We start from the raw sequence: 24,679 nt of genomic DNA on the forward strand, positions 1-24,679 counted from the left end.
GCTAATAATAGTAGCCACATCTAGGTTGAGGTACCATAGTCGCCATAGCGGCTACGATAACATGCACTACATTTGCCACTATAATGAACAATGTATTATGCTAGAAATTTTACTTAACCCATCTAAAGAAGGATTTTTGTATGTCAGGATTATTAAAAAAACTCCCTAGCAAGCTGAGCAATAAATTGCCAGCCACCGTATCTGACAGCACAAAATCGCCAGTCGAAAAGCCCAAGAGCACCCTAAAGCCTGTGAACAATCAATTTACCAAACTCTTATCAGTGACAAAATATTTACCCGCTGGTGCACGCTCTACTATTTTATCCAAAGCGTTTGGCAAGGTTGTACCTTATGTCGGCACAACGGGCGTCTATTATGAAACGGTCGACCCCAACCAAGTCGTGGTCAGCTTAAATAATAGCAAAGCGGTGCAAAACCATATCGGCTCTATCCACGCCGTTGCCATTACCCTACTGGCTGAAACCGCGACTGGCTTTATTTTAGGTCTAAACCTACCTTCTGACCGCGTATTATTGATTAAATCGTATTCGGTGAATTTCTATCGCCCAATCAAAAAAGGTCAAGTGGCTGCAGTGGCGACCTTGTCTGATGAGCAACGCTTGGACATTTTGAACACGCCAAAAGGTGAAATGGTTATTCCTTGCGTGATTCATGACCGCGAGTCTGATAGTGAGCGTGACCCTATCGTCGTTGAAATGCTCTGGGCTTGGGTGCCAAAATCAGAGTTAGAAGCACGCCGTCAAGGACAAAATAATAAGTCCACATCAGAAAATCAGCCCAATCATAAGTCTGAGTCTGAACAAGCTATTGACTCTGCTGCTAATACTACAATAGACAGCGCTAAAATCGAAAGCGATGACAAAGTTGCAAGCGATGATAAAATCGAAAGCAAATGATAACGTAATAACAGACATAACAACGACTGCGCTATTAACGACTCTTTTTATAGCGCACTTTTAATCCATAAACTTATACCATTCACAAAAATGAGGTAGCGAATAAAACGGCTGAAAGTACTACTTACCGTAGACTAAACGCGTTTGACAAGGCTAATCATAATTTTTAGGTTTGGTATTATAATAAGGAGACAGCGATGTCCACATATACTCATAAACTTACTGCCAATTTATCCAAGGCGCTCTTAGTGGCTGCCTGCTCGTTAGGCTTTGCCGTTAGCGCCAATGCAGCACCCGCAACCAATAACTCAACCATGACTAAATCTAGCCCTGTCTTTTTGGGTGATGGCGGCAACTATCCATTTTCAGAAGCGGTACGCGTCGACGACACTTTATACATGTCTGGGCAAATCGGTTTTAAAGATGGCAAATTGGTCAAAGGCGGTATCAAAGCCGAAACCAAACAAGCCTTAGATAATATCAATGAAACCTTGTTAAAATACGGCTATCAAAAGTCAGACATCGTCAAATGTATGGCGATGCTGACCGACATGGACGATTTTGATGATTTTAATAAAGTCTATAAAGCTGAATTGGCTAAGCCCTACCCTGTACGCTCCGCCTTTGGTGTTGCAGAGTTAGCGGCGGGTGCTAGCGTTGAAGTTGAATGCACTGCTGCAAAATAGTAGCGCTATTAAAAGTAAGCCAAACTGGCTTTTTTCGTTACACGGTTATTGAGTCAATTGACCTGACGTTGACTCAATAACCGTTCTGCTTTATACAATCACGCTTTATACAATCATATCATCAGTGAGTGCGCTCTCTTTGGTCACTCGCAATACTTCTTCCAATGTTGTCCTTCCTGCGATGACTTTACGCAACCCATCAGCACGTATCGATGGTGTCTGTTGGCGCGCATATTCTTCTAGCTCGTACTCCGCTGTATTGCTATGAATCATCCGCCGCAAAGTATCATCAACGGGAACGACTTCATATATCGCGGTACGCCCTTTAAAGCCTGAATTATTACATTTATCACAGCCAACGGGTTTGGGTAAGTTAATCGTCTGCGCTATTAAACTTTCAGCATGTAACCCTATACCAATTTCAGTAAATAATTTGGCTTGTTCGCTATCAGCAGGCTGCCACGTATGGCAATGCGTGCATAGCGTACGTACCAAACGCTGGGCGACCACACCGATGAGCGATGAGGATAATAAAAATGGCTCTACGCCCATATCTTGCAAGCGCGTCACCGCACCGATGGCAGTATTGGTGTGCAAGGTTGATAATACCAAATGTCCTGTTAACGATGCTTGTACTGCAATCTCGGCGGTCTCTAAATCGCGAATCTCACCGACCATCACCACGTCTGGATCCTGACGCAACATCGCGCGCAAACTCTTGGCAAAGGTCATATCGACCTTATTATTGACTTGCGTCTGCCCAATACCATCGAGCTGAAACTCAATCGGATCTTCGGCGGTCAAGATATTACGAGTTTGGTCATTGAGATCCGTCAATGCTGAGTATAGCGTGGTGGTTTTACCCGAACCTGTCGGTCCTGTCACCAAAATAATGCCATGCGGACGATGAATCAAACGCTTTAGCTCGGTGTAGTCGTTATCAGACAGTCCCAAATAGGTCATGTTGAGGCGACCCGCTTGCTTGTCTAATAAACGCATGACCACGCGCTCACCAAAGCTCGATGGTAAGGTCGATACCCGCACATCTACTTCTCGCCCTGCTAAGCGCAAGCTGATACGCCCATCTTGCGGTACGCGCTTCTCCGCGATATCAAGCTTGGCCATGACTTTAATACGTGAGACCAATAATGGTGCCAACTGGCGTTTTGGGGTAATAATTTCTTTTAACTCGCCATCGACGCGAAAGCGCACGACCAGACGTTTTTCAAAGGTTTCAATATGGATATCTGAAGCGCTAAGGCGAATCGCTTCGGACAACAGCGCATTAATCAGTCGAATAATTGGCGCATCGTCTTGCTGATCCATCAAGTCTTCAGTCTCAGGCACGCTATCTGCTAAACTATCGAGATCGGGATGATCTTCAAGCCCAGCGGCGATGTGCTGTGATTCGCCCGTATTGCCTGCATAAGCGGCGTTCATACGTCTTTCAAAGTCATCGGCACTGATGCTCTCGTAAGTCGGCACACCACGTATGCCTTGCTGCTGTAAAAAACGCACCGCCTCATTAATCGCTGATAACGGCGTGGCTTCGGTCAGCACTAAAGTCGCTGGCAGCTCAGGATCAATAGCAAGAATGGCCAAGAGTTGATGGCGTTTGGCAAAACTGTACGGCAGTTGCATCATATAGACGACCTGATAAATAGATATAACGGCAGAAATAAAAGCCTTTTCATGCCTCAAAAAGGCATGGCGCACTTCATTGACTAAACCCAAAAAGACTGCAAGTAAGCGCGCATGAGTTTGTTATAATAGCATTTTGTTTTGGGCGAGTAGCATTTTATGTGGCTGGCGTATTTGCTGACCACTTTATACTCAATAAGACTATCATGTGATTTCTTATTTTGCTGACAATGCGTTACTATTAGTCAGTTAGTTAGTAATTACCAGTAGTCAGTAATTACCAGCAATGAGTTAACGGTTAATCAATAACTAGTGATGAACGCTCGCTTCTTTAACGCTCATATCATTAACGTTAATTTTTCTGTCCAACCCTGCATGCTCGCTATTAGGATTTTCAGTTATGTCACAGGCTCCCACTACTACCAACCCTATACCACTTTCCCAAGACACCTTCACTGTCGGTAGCCGTACGTTTTCGTCGCGGCTGTTGGTCGGTACTGGCAAATATAAAGACATGACCGAGACAGGGGCTGCCATTGGCGCCTCAGAAGCAGAAATTGTCACGGTCGCCATTCGTCGCACCAATATCGGTCAGAATAGCGATGAGCCCAATTTGCTTGATGTAATCTCCCCTGATAAATACACTATTTTGCCCAATACTGCCGGCTGTTTTGACGCCGAAACTGCGGTACGGACTTGCAAGCTTGCTCGCGAGCTATTAGGCGGGCATAATCTGGTGAAGCTAGAAGTGTTAGGCGATGAAAAAACCCTTTATCCAAATGTGATGGAAACCTTAAAAGCCGCCAAAGCGTTAATCGATGATGGTTTTGAAGTCATGGTGTATACCTCAGACGACCCTATTGTCGCGCAAGAGCTTGAAAGCATGGGCTGCGTGGCGATTATGCCGCTTGGTAGCTTAATTGGCTCGGGTCTTGGTTTGCTTAATCGCCACACCCTTAGCCTTATGATTGAAAATGCTAAAGTGCCCGTTTTGGTTGATGCTGGCGTCGGCACGGCTTCTGATGCCGCGATTGCCATGGAGCTTGGTTGTGATGGCGTGCTAATGAACTCAGCGATTGCCAATGCCAAAGATCCAGTGATGATGGCTCATGCGATGAAACATGCTGTCTGGGCAGGACGTCAGGCTTTCTTAGCTGGTCGTATGCCGATGCGCAAGATGGCGACTGCTAGCTCGCCGCAAACGGGCTATTTTTTCCAGTAGCTATTGACTGGCTGTCATCACTTTTTAATATATATTTTTGATGAAAAGCCAGTTATAAAATAATAAGATAGAGGCAATGTAATGTAATGCTACTCGGTGCGATGACACTGGAGCTATGATACTTTAAAAGCATTGTTTTAGTCGTCAGCCAAATAGCCACTTATTAATGACGGTCAGCCCACAGTAAAGGTCGATACAAAAAAACCAAGTGCAAGCGATACCCTCGTATGGTTTGCACTTGATTAACGCTGTAGCAGCTTTATAGTGGGTAGACTCTATAATTTTTACTGATAACTTATCGCCATAAAAGGATTTATTATGCGACTTCTCACCGCTGTTGACCAGTTGTTCTTACTTCTTGAGTCGCGTAAACAGCCCATGCACGTGGGGGGCTTGTTCTTATTTGAATTACCACAAGATGGACAAAATGCGAACGGTGACTTCGTCTACAAGCTGGTGCAGCAAATGCAAAATGCCACAGTACCACCGAGCTTTCCCTTCAACCAAGTGCTCGAAAGACTGCTGTTTTGGAAGGAAGATGATCAATTCGATGTCGAACATCACTTTCGCCATGTGGCGCTGCCCAACCCCGGACGTGTCCGTGAGCTGTTGATGTATATCTCCAAAGAGCATAGCCGATTGCTAGACCGCGCCATGCCATTGTGGGAATGTCACGTGATAGAAGGTATCTTGCCTGAGTCCGAGGGTAGCCCTGAACGTTTTGCGTTGTATTTCAAAATCCATCATTCGTTGGTCGATGGTGTTGCTGCCATGCGTCTGGTCGAAAAGTCCTTGTCGCAATCGCCGACTGAACCTGTCAGTTTGCCCATATGGTCGCTGATAGCGCGTCATCGTAAGTCAGTGGATAAGTTATTACCCGCTGACCGCTCAGTGCGCAGTATCTTAAAAGAGCAACTGTCTACCATCAAGCCCGTCTTTACCGAACTGCTCGACAACTTTAAGCATGGTGATGATGAAGATTACGTCGGCACCTTTGATGCGCCAATGAGTATTCTTAATCAGCGTATCTCAGCCTCGCGGCGCATTGCCGCTCAATCTTATGACATTCAGCGCTTTCGTACTATCGCTGATGCGTTTGAGGTTAACGTCAATGATGTGGTGCTCGCTGTTTGTTCGGGGGCATTACGTCGCTACTTGCTCTCTATGAATGCCCTGCCGACCAAGCCGTTAATTGCCTTTGTGCCCATGTCATTACGCTGTGATGAGAGCGCCTCAGGCAATCAAACCTCATTTTTGATGGCCAATTTGGGCACGCACTTAGACGACCCAGCCAAGCGTTTACAATTGATTTATAAGAGTGTGAATAGTGGTAAGCGTCGTTTTAGACGGATGAATAAAGCGCAAGTTATCAACTACAGCGCCATTGCTTATGCATGGGAAGGCATCAATGTGTTGACAGGTTTATTCCCAAGGAAGCAGGCATTTAACCTTATTATCTCTAATGTGCCGGGCTCCAAAAAGCCGCTATATTGGAATGGTGCACCGCTAAAAGCGCTATATCCAGCCTCAATCATCGTCGATGGTCAAGCGCTGAATATCACGCTTTCTAGCTATCAAGATAAAATTGAATTTTGTATCACTGCTTGTAGCAAACTGCTACCGCATCTGCAAGATATGCTAGGGTTGCTCGAAGATGAGCTGAGTTTATTAGAAGGTATTATTGACGCCAAGACTGTAGTGGCCAGTTAATAAAGCGTTTAAGTAGTAAAACGTTTAAGCAGTAAAACATGACGCAATAAAAAAGCTGGCACCATTATAATGCCAGCTTTTTTTATGTTAAAAACTCGAAGACTAGCCCTAGAACATGCACTAGCAAAACAGTATTAATTACTCATCATTTGAGCAATCTCATACCATCACTAGCTCGTCGTTAACTGACTAGACTGCGTCGCCCCATGTTGGGACAACCACCTGCATCAACGGCTTTAATAATTTGATGTTACAAGCAAAGATAGAGCCTGAGGTCATTGAGTTGTGCGCGCCTGTATGATCGACGACCACACCACGTGCTTCGGTCACGATAAGCTCACCGGCCGCAATATCCCAAGGCTTGATAGACATCTCAAAGTAGCCATCAAAACGACCAGCCGCTACATAACACAAATCAAGCGCAGCAGAGCCTAAACGGCGAATCTGGCCACCAGACTCAGAGATTTTTAGCAGGCTTTCAAAATGCTCTTTGGCATAAGAGACAACTTCACCATTGCGTTTGCGCTCAAGCGGATGACCAGTAGTAAATAAACCACCATCAATCGTTTTGCGCTCGCTCACTTGCATACGGCGATTGTTCAAGCGCGCGCCTTTACCACGGCTAGCAGAGAACATCTCATCACGGACAGGATCATAGACAACGCCATGTTGAGTCACGCCTTTATGCTGTACCGCGATAGACACACAAAACTGCGGCACGCCATGAACGAAGTTTTTGGTGCCATCTAGCGGATCGATAATCCAGCACCAGTCAGCATCTTCACCGCGACCTTCTTGCATACCAAACTCTTCACCCAAGTACGAGTGATTTGGATAGCTGGCTTTTAGGGTTTCAATGGTCAGCTCTTCGCTAAAGCGATCAATACGCGTGACCAATCCATCAAGCCCTTTCGACTCGATATCTAATTCAATTTTGTGGCGGTTTTGATGCGCATATAAAATCTCTTTACCAACTTTTTCAGCAGTACGCGCTGCGATGACGACCATGGGTTCCATAAATAACCTATTTGCTTGATGAATGAATAAAACATTTACTTGATGAATAACTGTCAAAAATAATACTAAATCTGTGCTCACAACATGCCAATCAGCCGCCGCATCACACGACTGCTATGCGATCAAAAAGACGTCGTTTTTAAAAATCCAGCCTTTAAAAACAATAACCGCATTATACTAAAATTGTTCGATAGAGACGAAAAAACCTTCACGCTCACTAAGCAAACCATTATTTTAATGGTCATCACAAACTGCGCAAGTTGTAAAAAAGTCAGCACCCACGGCTAAGCAGGCGTTATATCTGTTGGTTATATGATTATCTTTTTTCGATCTTTATAATTAAAACCATAACTATTAAAGCTTTTTATAAATGCATTTCCGCGGTATAAAGTTACGACAATAACGTTTGTAGTTGACCGACCACACCACCAACGTCTAAACCGCAGTCAGCCCATTGCTCGACTTGGGAGCCGTGGGCGATAAAGCGATCAGAGATGCCAATATTAGAGACAGCTGGACGATTGGCTTTAAAAGCAGCAGATTCGTTCAGCAAATACTCATTGACCGCACTACCCGCGCCGCCCATTATCATATGCTCTTCTAGGGTGGCAATATGGGTAATACCTTGCTCAATTAAGGTTTCGAGCAATTTAGTATCTAACGGTTTTACCCAGCGCATATTGACGAGCTGTATCTGACAGTCTGATTCTATATTATCATTAATCAGACGTTCTGCCACTTGCTGAGCCGTCGCAACCATCGTGCCAAATGCCAATAACGCCAGTTTTTTAGGGGCACTGTTGTTACCTAATACTGACTCTACCACTGCCTTGCCGATGTTATAAGTTTGCGCTGGCTGAGTAATAACAGCTCCAGTACCGACGCCGCGTGGATAGCGTACGGCTGTACAGCCTTGGTACTCATAACAGGTATTGAGCAAATGGTAGCATTCATTCTCATCTTTTGGCGCCGCAATCAACATATTGGGCACGCAGCGTAAAAAGGCAAAATCAAACACGCCAGCATGAGTAGCCCCATCTTCACCGACCAGACCAGCGCGATCGATAGCAAACGTCACATCGAGGTCTTGCAAAGCGACATCATGAATGAGCTGATCGTAACCACGCTGCAAGAACGTCGAATAAATCGCGACAATAGGTTTAACGCCCTGAGTCGCCATACCAGCAGCAAGCGTCACCGCGTGTTGCTCAGCGATAGCGACATCGAAAAAGCGCTCGGGGAAATGACGAGCAAAGTCGATCATCCCCGAGCCTTCTTCCATTGCTGGGGTAATCGCCAGTAACTTATCGTCCGCCGCTGCTTTGTCACATAGAAACTGACCAAATACTTGTGAGTACTTTAAGGCAGGCTTAGTTTTTGGAATATCAGCTTCTGAAATATCAGCTTCTGGAACATTAGTTTTTTGAGTATGGATTGCTGCAGTTTTATGTTCTGTAGGTTTCACTTCATCAGGCAATTTACTGATAGCATGGTAGCCGACTGGATCTAATTCTGCTGGCGCAAAGCCCTTACCTTTAGTGGTATAAATATGGACTAAGACCGGACCCTTTACTTGCTTGGCAAGCGACAATACTCGTAACAGCTCGGGGATATTATGACCATCAAAGGGGCCAAAATAGGTAAAGCCAATCGCTTTGAATAAGTTGTCTTCTAACTGCGGTACATCGCGCATCTCTTTATGGCGTTTGCGGCGGTCAAAGGCCTGCATATCAGGACGGTGACACAGCACAGGCTCGCCAGTATCAGAGATATCAACTTGATAGCCTGACTCCCATAGCATCGCTAAATGCCGGGAAAAGCCACCGATAGAGCAGGATATCGACATGTCGTTGTCATTTAAAATAACGAGCAGATCGGCATCTTGTTGTACGGCGTCATTCATGGCTTCAAACGCCATGCCGCCGGTCATAGCACCATCACCAATAATACAAGCCACGGTTTGCGCGCGACCTTGGTAACGCAGCGCTAGACTCATGCCAAGACCAGCTGAGATAGAGGTCGATGAATGCCCAACACCAAAGGTATCGTAAGTCGACTCAGCCCGCTCAGGAAAAGCGGTCAAACCGTCTTTGGAGCGAATCGTTCCGAGCTTATCGCGGCGACCTGTCAGAACTTTGTGCGCATAGGCTTGATGACCCACATCCCAAACGATCTGATCTTGCGGCGCATCTAAGAGGTAATGCAGCGCAATCGTCAGCTCAACCACCCCTAAATTGGCACCAAAATGTCCACCACTCTGACCGGCTGAATACAGCAAAAAAAGCCGCAGTTCATCAGCCAAGGTTATCAGCTGCGCGGTAGTGAGTGCTTTTAGATCAGTAGGCGTATTGATCGCATCAAGTAGCGGCGTTTGGGGACGCGCACGCGGAATCACTGCATACGTCTGTTGCAGACTGGATAGCTTAGCAGCAGACTCAATGGCTGACGCGGATACTGACTGAGACTGTGGGGAATGAGGTGACTGCTGCATAAACCGTACGATACCTACCAATCTGCTGACAAGGGTCTATTTAAAATATTACTATGACTATAAATAACTGAGTGACGTTAATAATAGCAATAATCACGACACCATTATGGATGTCATTGACTATATTGATATCGTTAACTATAAAATTACTGCTAGCAACTATATAATCACGCATAGCAATAAATACGCCGCCATAATAGACGACGATAGTCTTAACGCTGTGACATCAACCGTTGCTATTATGCCTTATTGCCTGGCATCAATATCAGCCGTTAGTGACGACATAGTAATGTAAGGGCAAAGACTTGTCACTGTATCCGTTAAAATAGTATGGCATAATAGCATTTTTTTTTAATTGTCGCTTTAATCATCGTGCGTCGTCTGTGAACTTTGTGTGTTTTTATAATAAGCACAATAAACACACTACGTTCACGAACCGGTTATACTGATAACACCTTAACCATAATAATATGGCTATGTCAGAATCCGCTACCGCCTCGATGATCGGCTCATGTAGGACATTAATGTCATATCAATTTATCACCAGTGCCACATTACCGACTCGTCACGGCGAGTTTGATATTCATATCTTTGAAAATGATGATGGACAAGAGCATGTGATGCTGACCGTCGGTCTTTCTGTGGTCGATCAACAGACAGAGGCCGCGGGCTTGCAGCAAAAGGATGACGCGCTAGCAGAACGACCTATTCCCTTAGTGCGCATCCACTCTGAATGCTTGACAGGCGATGCTTTTAGCTCACTAAAATGCGACTGTGGCCCTCAGCTCAATACCGCGATGCAAGCGATACAAGAGACTGGGTGCGGCGCTATTTTATACCTGCGCCAAGAGGGTCGCGGCATTGGGCTGACCAACAAGATTCGTGCCTATGCCCTGCAAGATCAAGGGCATGATACCCTAGATGCCAATCTGATGTTAGGCTTGCCTGCTGACGCGCGCGTTTATGATATGTGCAGCCCGATGCTCGCCCATGTGGGCGTTGATGCGGTGAGACTCATTACCAACAACCCAGACAAGGTCGCTTACTTGACTGGCCATGGTATCAACGTCGTGGAGCGCGTACCATTGGTCGTCGGCGTCAACGACATGAATGCAGACTATCTGGCTACCAAGCGTGATCGCATGGGTCATCTACTCGACAAAGATTTCAATACCGCCCTACACCTGAATAAATAGATATTTTTATGAGTACTTCAAATAGTGATAATTCTCCAAATCTGTCAGCAGCAGATTCAACGACGCCAACCAAAAATGACATCATGCGTGTGCGTGAATTTTTGGTCGACTTACAAGCGCGTATTTGCCAAGCCTTAGAAGCGCAAGAGCGCGATGGCGGCGGCAATGCGACGTTTGTCCCTGATAACTGGGAGCGCCCCGAGGGCGGCGGTGGACGTTCATGCGTGCTGGCAGATGGCGAGGTGATTGAAAAAGCAGGGGTCATGTTTAGCCATATTCATGTCCATAACTTGCCTGCCTCCGCCACCGCGCGTCACCCCGATATTGCAGGTCGCAAAGCACAAGCGATGGGCGTGTCGCTGGTAGTGCATCCCAAAAACCCCAATGTCCCTACTAGCCACGCCAATGTACGCTTGTTCGTCGCCGAAGCCGAGGGCGAAGACCCCATTTGGTGGTTTGGCGGTGGCTTTGATTTGACACCTTTTTATCCAGTACTAGCGGACTGTGTCCATTGGCATCAAGTCTGTCATGACCTCTGTGCGCCCTTTGGCGATACTGTCTATCCTGACTTTAAGCAATGGTGCGATGAGTATTTTCATTTGCGTCATCGTGATGAGCAACGCGGTATCGGCGGGCTGTTTTATGATGATGTCAATACGGAGAGTCGCGGCTGGGACTTTGACACCTGCTTCAACTTCATGCAGGCGGTCGGTAACGGTTATCTTGACGGTATATTGCCCATTTTTGAGGCACGTAAAGAGACGCCCTATACCGAAGCGCAGCGTGAATTCCAGCTCTATCGTCGTGGCCGCTATGTCGAATATAACCTTGTATATGATCGAGGCACGCTATTTGGACTACAAAGCAACGGACGCATTGAATCTATCTTAGTCAGTATGCCGCCGCTTGCCAGCTGGCATTACCGCTTTGAACCTGCCGCAGGAACGCCTGAGTTTGAGCTGACTGACTTTTATCTCAAGCCACGTGATTGGCTGTCGCTATAACTATATAGTCAAGGAATTTTAAAATCGCTACAAGGCGACCGACCGCAGATAGTACACTAAGTACATCTAGGGCGGGTAACACCGTAGCGGTTTAAAAGTGCTCCGACTATAGTTGTGCTACGAGCGTCGTTTGCACTGAAGCTCAATGATAACAACTCTCAGTCATAATAAACCTCAGTTATAAAACCACTGTGGTAGCTCGTTGTACAATATATAGTCAAAATATTCTAAAAACGCTACGGTATTGCTGATATCAATTTTTCTTGCTTGCTGTGCCTGCGCAGACAGAGGCTACAAAAAATTAATATCAGCACGTGATGTATCGATATTACTTTTCGCTGACTATACAATCTATGTTGTGCAGTCAAATTTTACGATGTGATAACAACTATTGTAACGGTCATTACTTAGATAACCGTTACAATAGAATGTATTTTTCGCAAAAACCCTTTAGAAGCGACTGCGTTTCTAAAGGGCGAGAGTCAGTTTTATAATAATATTTTTATTTAGGGCTAGCATTTGCAAGCGCGCCTACTATTAGCCAGATTAAAGGAGTAACTTTCATGGCACAGGTTCATAATAACAAATCATTAAAATCAATTTTTGGCATCACATTAATGGCAGCAGCTTTAGGTATAACCGCTTGTAGCACGCCAGCTGACCCTGATGTTAAAGCGCGTCAAGACAGCATGAAAAGCTGGGGCGATGCGACAGGTATCATGGGTGATATGGTTAAAGCCCCAGATACTTTCGATGCTGAGGTCTTCAAAGAACAAGCTGCTTTCTTAGCAGAAGATGCGAGTAAGCCTTGGAGTCATTTTGAAAACCAAGAAGCCGTTGGTAATGCCACTGACGCCGTCTGGAGCAATGTTGAGGAGTTCCGCGCTGAAGCAGATAACTTCCAAAAAGTCACTGCTGATCTAAATACAGTCGCGCAGACAGCCACGACAGTGGAAGATATACAACCAGCCTTTAAAGAAGTTGGCGCCAGCTGTAAGTCATGCCACACTGATTTTAGAGCCAAAAAAGACTAAACCACTGGTTATGACGTTATAAGCAGACTGCTAAAAAGCCGCCCTATGATAGGGCGGCTTTTTATTAAGTTGGCTCAGTATTACAGACCGTACCTCTTATTGATTGACACGTTCCTGCTCATTGAGTTTATTTACAATCGCTTTTACAGAAGGATCACTCAAATCGATCGTACGTATGGGGAAAGGAATATTCACCCCTGCCGCATCAAGAGCTGTCTTAATCTCTACGATAACTTGATGGATTGAGGCAACTTTATTAGCTTGGGTGCCATCTTCGATGAACCAACGCACCATTAAATCGATTGAGGAGCCACCAAAACCTGTCGCAATCACGCTTGGATTGGCTTTAGTAGAGACACTATCCACTTTATCCAGCGCCCGTAAAATTTCAGCCTTTGCTGCTTCGATATCATCTTCGTAACCAATACCAACGGCGACTTGTAGACGGCGCTGCTTATAGGCGGTATTAACAGTCAATGCTGAAGTATACAAATCCGAGTTTGGAATGACCACTTGTCGACCATCATAGGTCTTGATGGTCGTCGCACGGATTTTGATATCTTCAACCGTCCCTTCATACTCCCCTGAGACAATCTGATCGCCAATACGAAATGGCTCTGAGATAAGTAGTAAAATACCAGATAGCAAGTTTTGAAAAATATCCTTAAAAGCAAAACCAATGGCGACCGAACCAATACCGAGCGCACCAATAAGCTTGGCAGGTGTAAATCCTGGTACGGCAATGACCATGGCAATCATAAAACCAATGAAAATAATCAGTGCACCGCCTACCCGCTGAAACACTTTAACTAAGTTTTGATGACGACTGCGGCTACCCAATAGTTTATGTACGACTTTTTTGAAGACAATCGATAAAAACCAAAAAATCAGGATAACGATGAGCGAAGCCACAAAATGCGGTATACGCTCAACAAAGCCAATCAGGATGCCATTCGCCGAATCGATGATGCTTTGATACGTCAACGCATCTGTCGTTGTCGATCCAGCAACTGTCTCACTACTTACCGCGGTTTCTGCCTCAGAGGTAGGCATTCAGGGGTCACTCCTTTGATATGTGAACTTTTTAAGTCAATGATACGCCATCGCTGTTGTTTGTCAGGTCCTAAAAACTAGCCCATCAAATCGGCTTGTACGATCTCGATCCAATAGCCGTCAACGTCTTTAATAAAAGCGATATTTTTCATACTGCCATCTTCGGGACGTTTTTTGAATTCGACATTATTTTTATCAAACCAAGCCACCGCTTCATCAAGATTCGGCACACTAAAGCAGATATGTCCAAAACCTTGTGGCTCACTATTACCATCGTGATAGCTAAAGTCAGATTTAGTCTCGGTACCATAATTATGGGTCAACTCTAAAATACCGCGCTGACGGAAGGCAAAGATTTCTAAATCCTCACCAGCGGGTAAATTCTCACGCTCGCTATCGGTCAGTTTGGCTAAGAAATATAAATCAAATTCCATATCAGGGAACTTTTTTACCGCCAGCAAAGTCATGCCAAGCACGCCAGTATAAAACTCCAATGATTTAACAGGGTCTTTTACCCGTAGCATGGTGTGGTTAAAGGTAAAGCCTGAAGTCTGTGCAGAAATGGGCTGAATGCCAGCGGTATTTACACTGCTTGCAGGCTGCGCTATCGTTGCTTCATTATTATTGGTTGAATTGGACGCTGACGTAGACATAGTTATCCTAATAGTTGACAAGTTATGGAAGTTAAAAATCAGCAAATCACGCTATTTGTGATTTGCTTAACTCTCTCATCATAATAAAAAATGGCAGGACTAATGATAGGATTTTGTAAGAACTTATAATCTATACAGTCAATCTATATGGATAGTTATATTCAATTATTAAACACAAGCGCGCTAGCCTCACCCAAAATAAAGGTAAGGCTAGCGCTATTTTATTGATAATATTGACAATAGAATAGCCATTAACTTTATAACGACTAACTATCTAAAAACCGTACCTTCCCTGTTTCTAAATCATACTCTGCGCCAACGACCAATAACTGACCACTGTTGGTCAAGTCTTCTAGCGCCCGCGAACCATGCTTAAGCTGGCTGACCGACATGCGCACGTTGGCACTTATTGAGCGATTGACCAATTCATCAGCATCGACATCTTGCCCATTGGCAGTAGCAAGCTCATGTAAGTTATAAACGCTTGGGCGGATACGATCGACGATTGACTGTAAATTGGGCGAGTAATTTTGCTCAGGGTTGATCAGTGCATCGACACAAGCAGTGACGGCGCCGCAATGCGAATGTCCCAAGACCACGACCAACTTTGTACCGAACTTTTCGGCGGCAAATTCTACTGAACCGATTTGCGAAGGCGCAACCACGTTACCTGCTACCCGAATCACAAACAAATCACCCAAGCCTTGATCAAATACAATTTCGACCGGTACTCGGGCATCGGAGCAACCCAAAATGATGGCTAACGGGTCTTGATTACTCACCAGTTCTGGTCGTCTTTGCATCATTGGATCAGTGTTGGTGAGGCTATCCATGTAGCGCGTATTGCCTTCTTTTAGCAGTTCGAGCGCTTCTTGACCTGTTTTTGGGCGGATATCAGTAGGCATAAGGGTTCCTTGATTATAAAATGATTAGAATAATAAATCTCTTTTTTTGACCATGGCTTGGCTAAGCGTTTTGCCCGACATATCAGGCTTCCTGTATTTCTTAACCACAAAATTATTGTATAGGAATAAAGGGAGAAAAATCATAAAAAAATTGCTTTTAATCTCGTTATTTAAAGATGGTCATGGCTGGTAAAGCGGCAGTCAGTCACATTAAAATAACCAATAATAAGCCTGTGACACTAGGGTCTGTTGAACATTCAAATGTGGAGCTGGCAGTAGCTATTTTTTAGACAATGCGCAGTGAAATTTTTGACGCCTAGTCATTCTAGGTTAGATAATTTCGCCATGTATTGGCAAAAAATAGTCCTGCCCTGAAAGGCTAATACTAAAATCACCCCAAACGTTGTTGTAAACCTAGCTAAGGTCTCGACATTATCGTCGGCTTACGCCTGATTTGATAAAAGGTTTGGGACGATTTTAGCAATCAGCAGTCCTAATATTTGAATGTTCAACAGACCCTAAGAATGCTAAGAAGAAAGCAAAGGTTATCAGAACGAATTTTTGGCCCATAATAAAATGGTATGGCGAACTTATAACGAACTTGCACTGATTTATATCAAGGGTTTGTTATAATACGCAGCAACCAGACCACGCTTACGCTCAGGCCAGTCATCGAAATTGCAGCGATTTTATTTGGTCGCGGCCCCAGTCTATCGAGCGCTTAGGAAACTATATTATGAATGACTCACCTATGAACACACATAGAACTTCTATGCCGCCGAACGCCGATAAGGTGCTGCTACAACTGACTGGTCTAAAAAAAACCTACGATCAAACCGAAGTGCTAAAGGACATCAATCTCGATATCAAGCATGGTGAGTTTTTGACACTGCTTGGGCCATCAGGCTGTGGCAAAACGACGCTGCTGCGCTTGATTGCTGGTTTTGAGCAACCAAACGCTGGGGCGATTTATCTAGATGGTGTACAGATGGCAGGCTTGTCAGCCGATAAGCGTCCGGTCAATACCGTGTTTCAACAGTACGCCTTATTTCCGCATATGACCGTTGCGCAAAATGTTGCTTATGGTCTTAAACTTAAAAAAATTCCTAAAGACGAGATTCAAACGCGGGTGCGTGAGATGCTGGCCATGGTGCAGTTAGAGCATTTGGCCAATCGCAAACCGCAAGATTTATCCGGTGGTCAGCAGCAGCGTGTGGCGATCGCACGGGCGGTGATTAATCGTCCTAAACTATTATTACTTGATGAACCGCTGTCGGCGCTCGACCACAAGCTGCGTTTGCAAATGCAGTCTGAGCTCAAACGCTTGCAGCGCGAACTGGGCATCACCTTTGTCTTCGTCACTCATGACCAAGAAGAAGCGCTGTCAATGTCAGACCGTATCGCGGTGATGAAAGATGGCAGATTTCAGCAGATTGGCACGCCTATCGAGATTTATGAAACCCCCGCCAATTTATTTACCGCCAAATTCATCGGTGAGACCAATTTATTCAGAGCAGAAGTCAAAGGCGTCTACGCTGACCAGCCAGATCGTGATGGACAAGTCAGCAATGGGCGTATCGAAGTCGAAGTATGTGAATCGCAAGCGCAAGACGGACCGACGACATTACGTAATTTGCGTCGTCCGGACTTTGCTAATGATGTGCAAGTGGGCGATATCGTAAACTTACTGCTGCGCCCTGAAGATTTACGGATTTATGATCCCAATGATAACGCCCACGCTGGATTACTGGGCCGCGTCATCGAGAGTAATTATAAAGGTAGCACCTTAGACTCGATTATTGAACTCGCAAACGGTCATATTATTAAAGCCTCTGAATTCTTTGATGAAGATGACCCCAGTTTTGATTACAAGTTAAATGAAGCGGTCAAGGTCTCATGGGTGGATGGCTGGGAATGGGTGCTACCAGATGACGATTCAATCGACCAGTCAACCGCCAATTCGAGCGAACATCAAGGCATGTCTGTGCAAAAGGATGTCAGCTAATGGCAGCTAATAGCCGTTTCAATTTGGGCAACAAAAGTCCTTTTCGGACCGCAACGCTATGGCTGATCTGGGGCTGGTTGCTTATTTTTGCGTTATTGCCAAATATATTGGTCATCGCTGTCAGCTTTCTGACTCGCGATAGCAGCGCTTTTATTAGCTTGCCTGTCAGTATCGACAGCTATGTACGCATGATTGATCCGCTGTATTTTGAGGTATTTGTCCATTCGTTATGGATGGCAGGTATCACCACGGTCATCTGCTTGCTGCTCGGTTATCCTTTTGCTTGGCTGGTCTCTAAAGCCAATGTACGTTGGCAGCCGCTATTGATGATGATGCTCATCCTGCCGTTTTGGACGAACTCTCTAGTACGTACTTATGCCCTCAAACTGCTGTTTGCCAATAATGGCTTGATTAATAAATTGCTGCTAACGATAGGCGTGATTGATAGCCCTATCGATATTTTATACACGCAGGGCGCGGTCATAGCAGGACTGACCTATTTATTATTTCCTTTTATGGTATTACCGTTATATGCGGTATTTACCGATTTGCGCAATGACATGCTACTGGCCTCGCAGGATCTGGGTGCTTCGAAAACGCAGACATTTTGGCATGTGGTACTACCATTGACCACACCTGGGATTATCTCAGGGGTGCTTTTAGTCTTATTACCCGCGATGGGTATGTTCTATGTGGCCGATATTTTGGGCGGCTCCCGTAACTTGTTGGTTGGTAATATTATCAAAAATCAATTTTTGGATGCGCGTGATTGGCCGTTTGGCGCAGCTGCCAGCGTATTATTGACCCTAGCGATGGCCGTACTATTACTCGCTTATCGTGCCAGTAGTCGCCGCATCGGCAAGACCGACTTTAATGAGGTGGCTTAATGTCTAATAACTCATTAAAGAACTCACCCGTGAAGAACAAGCGTCACATCAAGAAACCTAGCATCGGCAGCATAGCGGCTAAAGGCTATCTCGGACTGATTTATGCTTTGCTATATCTGCCCATTATTGTCCTAGTGGTGATGTCATTTAACAAGTCAAAAATTGGCTATAACTGGGGCGGGTTTAGCTTAAAGTGGTATGAATCGCTATTTAATAACCAAGCGATGCTCGATGCTTTTTGGCATTCTATCGTTTTGGGTTTGGTCGCTGCCACCGTCTCAACCTTGATCGGTACATTGACTGCTCTTGCCTTACATCGCTACAACTTTCGTGGCAAAGGCTTACTAAATGGGCTGTTGTTTGTACTGATGATGTCGCCTGAGATTGTATTGGCTATCTCATTACTCGCATTATTTTTATTGATTGGTCTACAGTTGGGCTTTGTATCGCTGCTATTAGCTCATATTACCTTTTGCCTGCCGTTTGTGGTTATTACTGTGTTTGCACGTTTAAGCAGCTTGGATGAGCGCTTGATGGAAGCCGCCCGCGACTTGGGTGCTAACGAATCAACGATGGTGCGTACGGTACTGATTCCCGTCATTCTGCCAGCGGTAATGGCAGGTTGGTTGCTCGCATTTACCCTATCTTTAGATGACGTGGTGGTCTCAACCTTTGTCACTGGCCCAAGCTATGAGATTTTACCGCTACGTATTTATTCAATGGTACGCGTAGGATTGAAGCCAGAAGTCAATGCCATTGGTACGCTACTACTGGCCGCCTCTTTGATATTGGTCATCATTTCGCAGTTGCTACTACGTCGGCGCTAATGAGTCATTAACGACTGATGTTAAGAGTGGCTGCTATTAAGCTTTGCATGATTTATACTAATTTTTGAATAAAAATCACTATAAAACGGTTATAATGAATTTTATTCACATTCGACTTTCTTTTACTTTTTCTTAAAATCAGTGGTTAGGTTACTTTATGCTCGAGCTTCGTCATCTGAATACCTTAACCGCGCTACGAGCGCATGGTTCACTTGCTGCGGCTGCCGATGAGCTGCATGTGACAGCTTCTGCGGTCTCACATCAGCTAAAAGAGCTAGAGAATTATTACGATATTAGCTTGGTCAACCGTCGCACGCGTCCGCTGACTTTTACACCAGCGGGCAAGACTGTGCTGGCATTGGCAGATAGCATCATGCCGCAAGTTACCCGTACCAAATCCAATCTAAAGCGCTTAGCGCATGGTCAGGCAGGCAGATTGCGTCTGGCTTCTGAATGTCATAGCTGCTTTGATTGGCTGATGCCGATACTCAATCATTATCGCCGTGAGTGGTCAGATGTCGAGCTAGACTTTGCCACAGGGTTTGAGCCTGAGCCGCATCATCTACTCATGGAAGGTGATATTGACTTATTGATTACCACCAGTGATTTACCGATAGACGGTATCAGCTATCAGCCATTGTTTGAGTATGAGAGTCGCTTGGTACTGTCGCCCACGCATGATTTGGCAGCACAAGAATTTATTGAACCCAGTGATTTGACTGAAGAAACCTTAATTGCTTATCCAGTAGAGGCCAAGCGTCTCGATATTATCGCCAACTTTATGACGCCTGCACAGGTGAGCTTTGAGAATGTTCGTACTACAGAGCTGACAGCGATGCTTATTCAGCTGGTCGCTAGTGAGCGCGGAGTTGCTGCATTGCCTGATTGGGTTGTGGCGGAATATGAGAAAAAAGGCTGGGTCGTCTCGCGGAAGTTAGGTGCAGGTGTGCATTGTCAGTTGTATGCAGCAACGCGCACATCTAGCCAAGATACAGCGTATATGCAAGGGTTCGCAAATTTACTAGAAGGGATAGTGAAGCCGTTGTAGGTTCATTACTGATTACTTTCTTATAGTTATAAAATATTAGTCACTTTTTCATATCATAACGAATGTTATGGTAAATGAGTTTAATATGGCTCAAAGCCATTACTCGAAAACTATTCTATTGTGTGATCAGCATCGTTGATCTTATTAAATTCGGTTTTAGTAACAATCTGTCTATGCGCTTTAAAAAACTCTATGACTCGCTCATTATTATCGACAAAACCTTGAATAATCTTGGGGTGATCTAGCACTCGACCATCAGCTGCTATGACATCTTTAAACGCTTGCGCAAATTGCGTATCGTAACCGCTCAGATTAAATCTTTGGTTGTAGTCATCATTCATTATTCTAATTCGATACTTTAATAAAAAATCATCATCCAGTATGGTGTACAAGTCATAATAATTATGAAAAGAGCTAAGTTTTTCATTAGGGTACTTCATAAACATGAGTTTTAATGGACTGGTCTGATTGGGCATATCATCTATTACTAGCATTTCTTGACTAGAGTCGGCATAAAATCGCTCAATGTTTAACGTTTTTTCTATTAGCGACTCTGGGGGGAAAGTATTATAAAAATAGTCTTTACCCCTAACTACTTTTTCAACGATTTCACCATCAGTTTTATTTGAATCAATCAATCTGTAAAGTGGTCTCAAGTCTGTATAAAAAACCATACCTAGTTTTTCTGAAGGGCAGTGATAACTATTCGAGGGGTTACCTGAGAATGTTTTCGCTTGAAATTTTAGTCTCAAATGTTTTGTCGAAAACTCATTAAAGTCACCAGCATCATTATTATTACAACGTGGAAAAGTGGCGACAAATACCTTATCTGATATTTCTGCTGGTATATAAGCGGTAACTAGCTCATTTGGGTTTTTTGGCTCTGTACATCCGGTTACTAAGATTCCTATAGCACTTAGAATGAAAGTACCTATGAATTTCAATGTCGTCATAATCATCTTATTTCGTACAGTTAAGTCTCGTTAAATCCTGATTTGAGTATACCCCAAGGGAATCAGTTATTTTGCCCTTTAAACCTATTAATAAACCACTTAAAATAGACTGCTATCATGGAACTACTTATAACAGACCACTAAACGATTAATATCTATCAACGGCTACAAAACCAACTTAAAGAAATAGAATCCCAGCGCGGTTGCTAGCAATGTGAGTCCCACATGTAAACCGATAAGCGCCAATCCTGCCAGCAAACGGCCATCATTGACGAAGGTAAAGACCTCCGCGCTAAAAGTGCTAAACGTCGTCAGTCCGCCCAAAAATCCAGTGATGACGAATAGTCTCACGTTATCAGATAAGCCAGTACCCATCCGCCCGAACCATACTAGAGCTAGCCCTATCAGCAGTCCACCCAAGACATTCGCACCCAATGTACCTAGCGGTATCCAATGGTGCAATGGATTAAAGCGCGCCAGCCACCCTCGCAAACACGCTCCAAATGCGGCGCCCAAACCAATCGCAATCCACTGCATAGCTCATCCTTACTTTAGATAATTTTCATGAGCATCAACATGGGCATGACGCCCAATCAACATCACCTTTATACTGCAGGCAACTCTGTCATCGGCCAACGTGGCACACAGCTAACGGCCAAATCATCCGACTGCCCTGCTTGCAAGCGCTCGTAACCGGCATAAGCAATCATCGCACCATTGTCCGTACATAACGCTGGCGGTGCATAATGGACGGTGGCGTTTATTTTTGCCAGCTCAGCTTCTAACGTTTCACGCAGATGACTATTAGCACTCACACCGCCAGCGATGACTAAGCGGCTCATCTCTACTTGCTTAAGTGCTTTGACGCATTTTTTCACCAGCGTATCAACCATGGCATGTTGAAAACTGGCAGCAATATCGGCACGAACTTGTGGATCACCGTCAGGGCCACTTTCCGAATGAGGGGTATCTTTGATAAGGTTATGCACCGCTGTTTTCATACCGCTAAAAGAAAAATCTAAACCGCGATGTAACATCGGTCTTGGTAGACTGTAAGCGTTTTGATCGCCTGTTTCAGCCAATTTAGCAATATTAGGACCACCAGGATAAGGCAAGCCTAGCATCTTGGCGGCTTTATCAAAGCACTCGCCAGCGGCATCATCGATTGATTCACCCAATATCTCGTATTGACCAACGCCATGAGCAGCAATAAGCAAGGTATGCCCACCAGACACTAGTAACGACACAAACGGAAAGGCGGGAGGATTTGCGCCCATCAGCGGTGCTAGCAGGTGCCCTTCCATATGATGGATACCGATCGCCGGAATATCTAAGCCATACGCCAAGCTGCGTCCAAATAAAGCACCGGTCATCAGCGCGCCAATCAATCCAGGCCCTTTGGTATAGGCAATGGCATCAATCTCGCTTTTCTTGATATCGCACTGCTCTAGTAGCTCATTAAGTAAAGGTACCAGCTTACGAATATGATCACGGCTGGCAAGCTCAGGCACGACGCCGCCATAGAGTGCGTGCAGCTCTATTTGTGAATACAGCACTTGCCCAAGCAAACCTTGATTGTCAGTGTCTATCAGCTCACTATCAAAAATCGCCAGTCCCGTCTCATCACAAGACGTCTCTAAACCCAATACTTTCATACTCTTGCCTTCATATCGTCTTTTGCAGCGTTTTCGTCTTATGCCATTAAAAACGTGCATAAAAAAACCGCCATTGTCAGTCACAATGACGGTCAGTTTAACAAATTTCAATAGCGAATATATGGCAATACGCCCCATCAGCTCACAGACGCCAACATATAATCAACCGCAGCATGCACTTGTGCTTCAGTGACGCCATTGATCGCTTGCGCGGGCATCTTATTAAAACCTTTAGCAGAATGGCTATACAGCGTCTCTTTGTCTTTAGTAATGCGCGCACTCCACGCAGCGGTATCGCCATATTTTGGCGCTTCTAACAGCCCTTGTGCATGACACATCTTGCACTGCGCCTCATAAAGCTTGGCCCCAGCGTCCGCAGCCAGTACTTCAGGTTCGGCTTCGGCTACTGGCTCTTCTATCGCTTCACTGACCTCGCTCTCTACGGCAGGCTCGGGCGTCACCACTTCAGGCTCAGCGACCGGCGGTGCTGGCTCGACAGCGACGGCGTCAGCTGATTCGCTGACCGCAGCTGGTTCTTCAGCCGTTGTATTGTCACCACTACACGCACTAAGCGCCAGTAACGCGCTAATACTGAACACCGACAATGTCCATTTACCAAAACTCATACGCGGTTGCTTATTACTCATGATCATACCTCTATATAAGGGTTCATCTTAGCGGCTGTCATTACAGCGCATAAAATCCGTCACGGCCTTGCACATTGAGCGCTATTAATTGGCAGTTGCTTCAGCGTCAGTCGTTGCGGTATCCGCTACGGGCGTGGCGGCATTAGTATCAGTAGCTGCTGTATCCGTACTAGTACTAGTACTAGTCGCATCGGCACTGTCAGCCATATCCGTATCAGCACCTGCTTCAGTAGTGGTAGCGCCGTCAACTGCCGTACCGTCCGCTGCCATATCTGTCGCTGGCATCGGTGCGGTTTCTGGAAAATCCATCTCTTCAGCTTCAGGTCCATTGGCAAGAGCAAGCTTGGCGGCCTCATCTACCCGATCAACGGCTTTTACTTCATGCGACCCACCTTCTTTATCACTGCTACAAGCACTCACGCTAAATCCAAGAGCGACCAACAATGCGGTGCTTAAAGCCGTATTTAGTACTGTTTTTTTCATTCCAACATCCTCAATAAAATGCCCAAAAATCATTAGTGTGTCACTGACTATATAGAAATTATCATAGCATAAAGACAAGACAAACCGTTATAGACAGTAGGGATTTTTTGTTGGATTATCTGTGACGGATTTAACCAAATATAAACAAGATAAGTAAACCCAAAAACTTCCTAATAGGTTGTAAAAAATGCGCTAGCCCAAATATTTTTCAATTACTCATACTGAGAGATAAATGCATGAAAACCATTGACTTTATTCGCATTTATTATTAAAATACTCGCCCTTGTGCTATAGTACAAGATTATCCTAGTTTGAGTTGATGCCTGTAATCTTGAGATATTACGGCTAAATACTAATACACAACCAAACTAATGCCTTTATATCTCATCCTCATAAGGAGTCTTCATGCCTGCAGTTAAGGTTAAAGAAAACGAACCAGTTGATATCGCAATCCGCCGCTTTAAGCGCGCTTGTGAAAAAGCCGGTGTATTATCTGACGTGCGTAAACGTGAATTTTATGAAAAACCAACGCAAGAGCGCAAGCGCAAAAAAGCAGCTGCGGTAAAGCGTTATAAGAAAAAATTACAACGCGAAACTATTCGTACCACTCGTATGTACTAATCGATAATACGATTAGTTAAGTAC

At 44.9% G+C, this 24,679-nt stretch carries 23 protein-coding genes; 12 read left to right on the forward strand and 11 right to left on the reverse strand.

Annotated features, from left to right (window positions below; translation table 11 throughout):
- Nucleotides 1–140: 140 nt before the first annotated feature.
- Complete coding sequence (locus tag AAEY80_RS01625) at nt 141–917, forward strand: DUF4442 domain-containing protein (protein ID WP_201566105.1); 777 nt, start codon at nt 141–143, stop codon at nt 915–917.
- A 197-nt stretch (nt 918–1,114) separates the two neighbouring features.
- The gene (locus tag AAEY80_RS01630) at nt 1,115–1,603 is read left to right on the forward strand and encodes a RidA family protein (protein ID WP_101210752.1); all 489 of its coding nucleotides are present in this window, start codon (nt 1,115–1,117) and stop codon (nt 1,601–1,603) included.
- 105 nt (nt 1,604–1,708) lie between these two features.
- Here the strand turns inward: AAEY80_RS01630 and gspE are convergent, their stop codons facing one another.
- Complete coding sequence (gspE, locus tag AAEY80_RS01635) at nt 1,709–3,247, reverse strand: type II secretion system ATPase GspE (RefSeq protein WP_201577292.1); 1,539 nt, start codon at nt 3,245–3,247, stop codon at nt 1,709–1,711.
- Between the two features lie 397 nt (nt 3,248–3,644).
- On the opposite strand from gspE, the gene AAEY80_RS01640 reads away from it, so the two are divergent.
- Nucleotides 3,645–4,466, forward strand: a complete 822-nt coding sequence (locus AAEY80_RS01640; protein ID WP_350587796.1) for a thiazole synthase — start codon at nt 3,645–3,647, stop codon at nt 4,464–4,466.
- 318 nt (nt 4,467–4,784) lie between these two features.
- Nucleotides 4,785–6,176, forward strand: a complete 1,392-nt coding sequence (locus AAEY80_RS01645) for a WS/DGAT/MGAT family O-acyltransferase (RefSeq protein ID WP_350587797.1) — start codon at nt 4,785–4,787, stop codon at nt 6,174–6,176.
- Nucleotides 6,177–6,365: 189 nt separating this feature from the next.
- On the opposite strand, the gene AAEY80_RS01650 is transcribed toward AAEY80_RS01645, so the two are convergent.
- Nucleotides 6,366–7,193 carry an inositol monophosphatase family protein gene (locus tag AAEY80_RS01650; protein ID WP_025651750.1) on the reverse strand — a complete coding sequence of 276 codons (828 nt, stop codon included), beginning with the start codon at nt 7,191–7,193 and terminating at the stop codon, nt 6,366–6,368.
- Nucleotides 7,194–7,584: 391 nt separating this feature from the next.
- Nucleotides 7,585–9,684, reverse strand: coding sequence for a 1-deoxy-D-xylulose-5-phosphate synthase (locus AAEY80_RS01655; protein WP_350587798.1), 2,100 nt, complete (start codon nt 9,682–9,684; stop codon nt 7,585–7,587).
- 524 nt (nt 9,685–10,208) lie between these two features.
- Here AAEY80_RS01655 and ribA point away from each other — a divergent pair.
- The 3 genes from ribA to AAEY80_RS01670 all read left to right on the forward strand — a co-directional run bounded on the left by ribA (nt 10,209) and on the right by AAEY80_RS01670 (nt 12,918).
- Complete coding sequence (gene ribA / locus AAEY80_RS01660) at nt 10,209–10,880, forward strand: GTP cyclohydrolase II (protein ID WP_025651754.1); 672 nt, start codon at nt 10,209–10,211, stop codon at nt 10,878–10,880.
- A gap of 8 nt (nt 10,881–10,888) precedes the next feature.
- Nucleotides 10,889–11,884, forward strand: a complete 996-nt coding sequence (gene hemF / locus AAEY80_RS01665) for an oxygen-dependent coproporphyrinogen oxidase (protein WP_350587799.1) — start codon at nt 10,889–10,891, stop codon at nt 11,882–11,884.
- Between the two features lie 563 nt (nt 11,885–12,447).
- Nucleotides 12,448–12,918: a c-type cytochrome gene (locus tag AAEY80_RS01670; RefSeq protein ID WP_350587800.1), complete on the forward strand. Its 471-nt coding sequence runs from the start codon at nt 12,448–12,450 to the stop codon at nt 12,916–12,918.
- A gap of 96 nt (nt 12,919–13,014) precedes the next feature.
- Here AAEY80_RS01670 and AAEY80_RS01675 read toward each other — a convergent pair whose 3' ends face one another.
- From AAEY80_RS01675 to AAEY80_RS01685, 3 genes are all read right to left on the reverse strand, one after another.
- Nucleotides 13,015–13,971, reverse strand: coding sequence for a mechanosensitive ion channel family protein (locus tag AAEY80_RS01675; protein ID WP_350587801.1), 957 nt, complete (start codon nt 13,969–13,971; stop codon nt 13,015–13,017).
- A gap of 77 nt (nt 13,972–14,048) precedes the next feature.
- Complete coding sequence (gene gloA / locus AAEY80_RS01680; RefSeq protein WP_413771500.1) at nt 14,049–14,495, reverse strand: lactoylglutathione lyase; 447 nt, start codon at nt 14,493–14,495, stop codon at nt 14,049–14,051.
- Nucleotides 14,496–14,890: 395 nt separating this feature from the next.
- The gene (locus tag AAEY80_RS01685) at nt 14,891–15,529 is read right to left on the reverse strand and encodes a carbonic anhydrase (RefSeq protein WP_025651940.1); all 639 of its coding nucleotides are present in this window, start codon (nt 15,527–15,529) and stop codon (nt 14,891–14,893) included.
- Nucleotides 15,530–16,265: 736 nt separating this feature from the next.
- Between AAEY80_RS01685 and potA the strand changes: the two genes are divergently transcribed.
- The 4 genes from potA to AAEY80_RS01705 all read left to right on the forward strand — a co-directional run bounded on the left by potA (nt 16,266) and on the right by AAEY80_RS01705 (nt 20,296).
- Nucleotides 16,266–17,534, forward strand: a complete 1,269-nt coding sequence (potA, locus tag AAEY80_RS01690) for a spermidine/putrescine ABC transporter ATP-binding protein PotA (protein WP_201606513.1) — start codon at nt 16,266–16,268, stop codon at nt 17,532–17,534.
- Nucleotides 17,534–18,421, forward strand: coding sequence for a spermidine/putrescine ABC transporter permease PotB (gene potB / locus AAEY80_RS01695; RefSeq protein ID WP_101210744.1), 888 nt, complete (start codon nt 17,534–17,536; stop codon nt 18,419–18,421). The genes potA and potB overlap by 1 nt, the downstream gene beginning before the upstream one ends.
- Complete coding sequence (gene potC / locus AAEY80_RS01700) at nt 18,421–19,248, forward strand: spermidine/putrescine ABC transporter permease PotC (protein ID WP_201566098.1); 828 nt, start codon at nt 18,421–18,423, stop codon at nt 19,246–19,248. Before potB ends, potC begins: the two co-directional genes overlap by 1 nt.
- Nucleotides 19,249–19,405: 157 nt before the next feature.
- A complete protein-coding gene (locus tag AAEY80_RS01705) occupies nt 19,406–20,296 on the forward strand; it encodes a LysR family transcriptional regulator (protein WP_025651936.1) in 891 nt (296 codons plus the stop codon).
- A gap of 110 nt (nt 20,297–20,406) precedes the next feature.
- Here the strand turns inward: AAEY80_RS01705 and AAEY80_RS01710 are convergent, their stop codons facing one another.
- The 5 genes from AAEY80_RS01710 to AAEY80_RS01730 all read right to left on the reverse strand — a co-directional run bounded on the left by AAEY80_RS01710 (nt 20,407) and on the right by AAEY80_RS01730 (nt 24,034).
- On the reverse strand, nt 20,407–21,249 hold the full coding sequence (locus tag AAEY80_RS01710) for a hypothetical protein (RefSeq protein ID WP_156915627.1): 843 nt from the start codon (nt 21,247–21,249) through the stop codon (nt 20,407–20,409).
- A gap of 165 nt (nt 21,250–21,414) precedes the next feature.
- Nucleotides 21,415–21,786: a CrcB family protein gene (locus AAEY80_RS01715; RefSeq protein ID WP_025651934.1), complete on the reverse strand. Its 372-nt coding sequence runs from the start codon at nt 21,784–21,786 to the stop codon at nt 21,415–21,417.
- 68 nt (nt 21,787–21,854) lie between these two features.
- Nucleotides 21,855–22,904 carry a tRNA (adenosine(37)-N6)-threonylcarbamoyltransferase complex transferase subunit TsaD gene (tsaD, locus tag AAEY80_RS01720; RefSeq protein WP_201578399.1) on the reverse strand — a complete coding sequence of 350 codons (1,050 nt, stop codon included), beginning with the start codon at nt 22,902–22,904 and terminating at the stop codon, nt 21,855–21,857.
- A gap of 137 nt (nt 22,905–23,041) precedes the next feature.
- On the reverse strand, nt 23,042–23,551 hold the full coding sequence (locus AAEY80_RS01725; protein WP_025651932.1) for a c-type cytochrome: 510 nt from the start codon (nt 23,549–23,551) through the stop codon (nt 23,042–23,044).
- 84 nt (nt 23,552–23,635) lie between these two features.
- Nucleotides 23,636–24,034: a hypothetical protein gene (locus AAEY80_RS01730; protein WP_201582448.1), complete on the reverse strand. Its 399-nt coding sequence runs from the start codon at nt 24,032–24,034 to the stop codon at nt 23,636–23,638.
- Between the two features lie 405 nt (nt 24,035–24,439).
- Between AAEY80_RS01730 and rpsU the strand changes: the two genes are divergently transcribed.
- Nucleotides 24,440–24,655, forward strand: a complete 216-nt coding sequence (rpsU, locus tag AAEY80_RS01735) for a 30S ribosomal protein S21 (RefSeq protein ID WP_025651930.1) — start codon at nt 24,440–24,442, stop codon at nt 24,653–24,655.
- Nucleotides 24,656–24,679 lie beyond the last annotated feature (24 nt).

Origin of the sequence: Psychrobacter sp. 78a-MNA-CIBAN-0178, assembly GCF_040309625.1 — a bacterium.
Classification (GTDB): Bacteria; Pseudomonadota; Gammaproteobacteria; order Pseudomonadales; family Moraxellaceae; genus Psychrobacter; species Psychrobacter okhotskensis.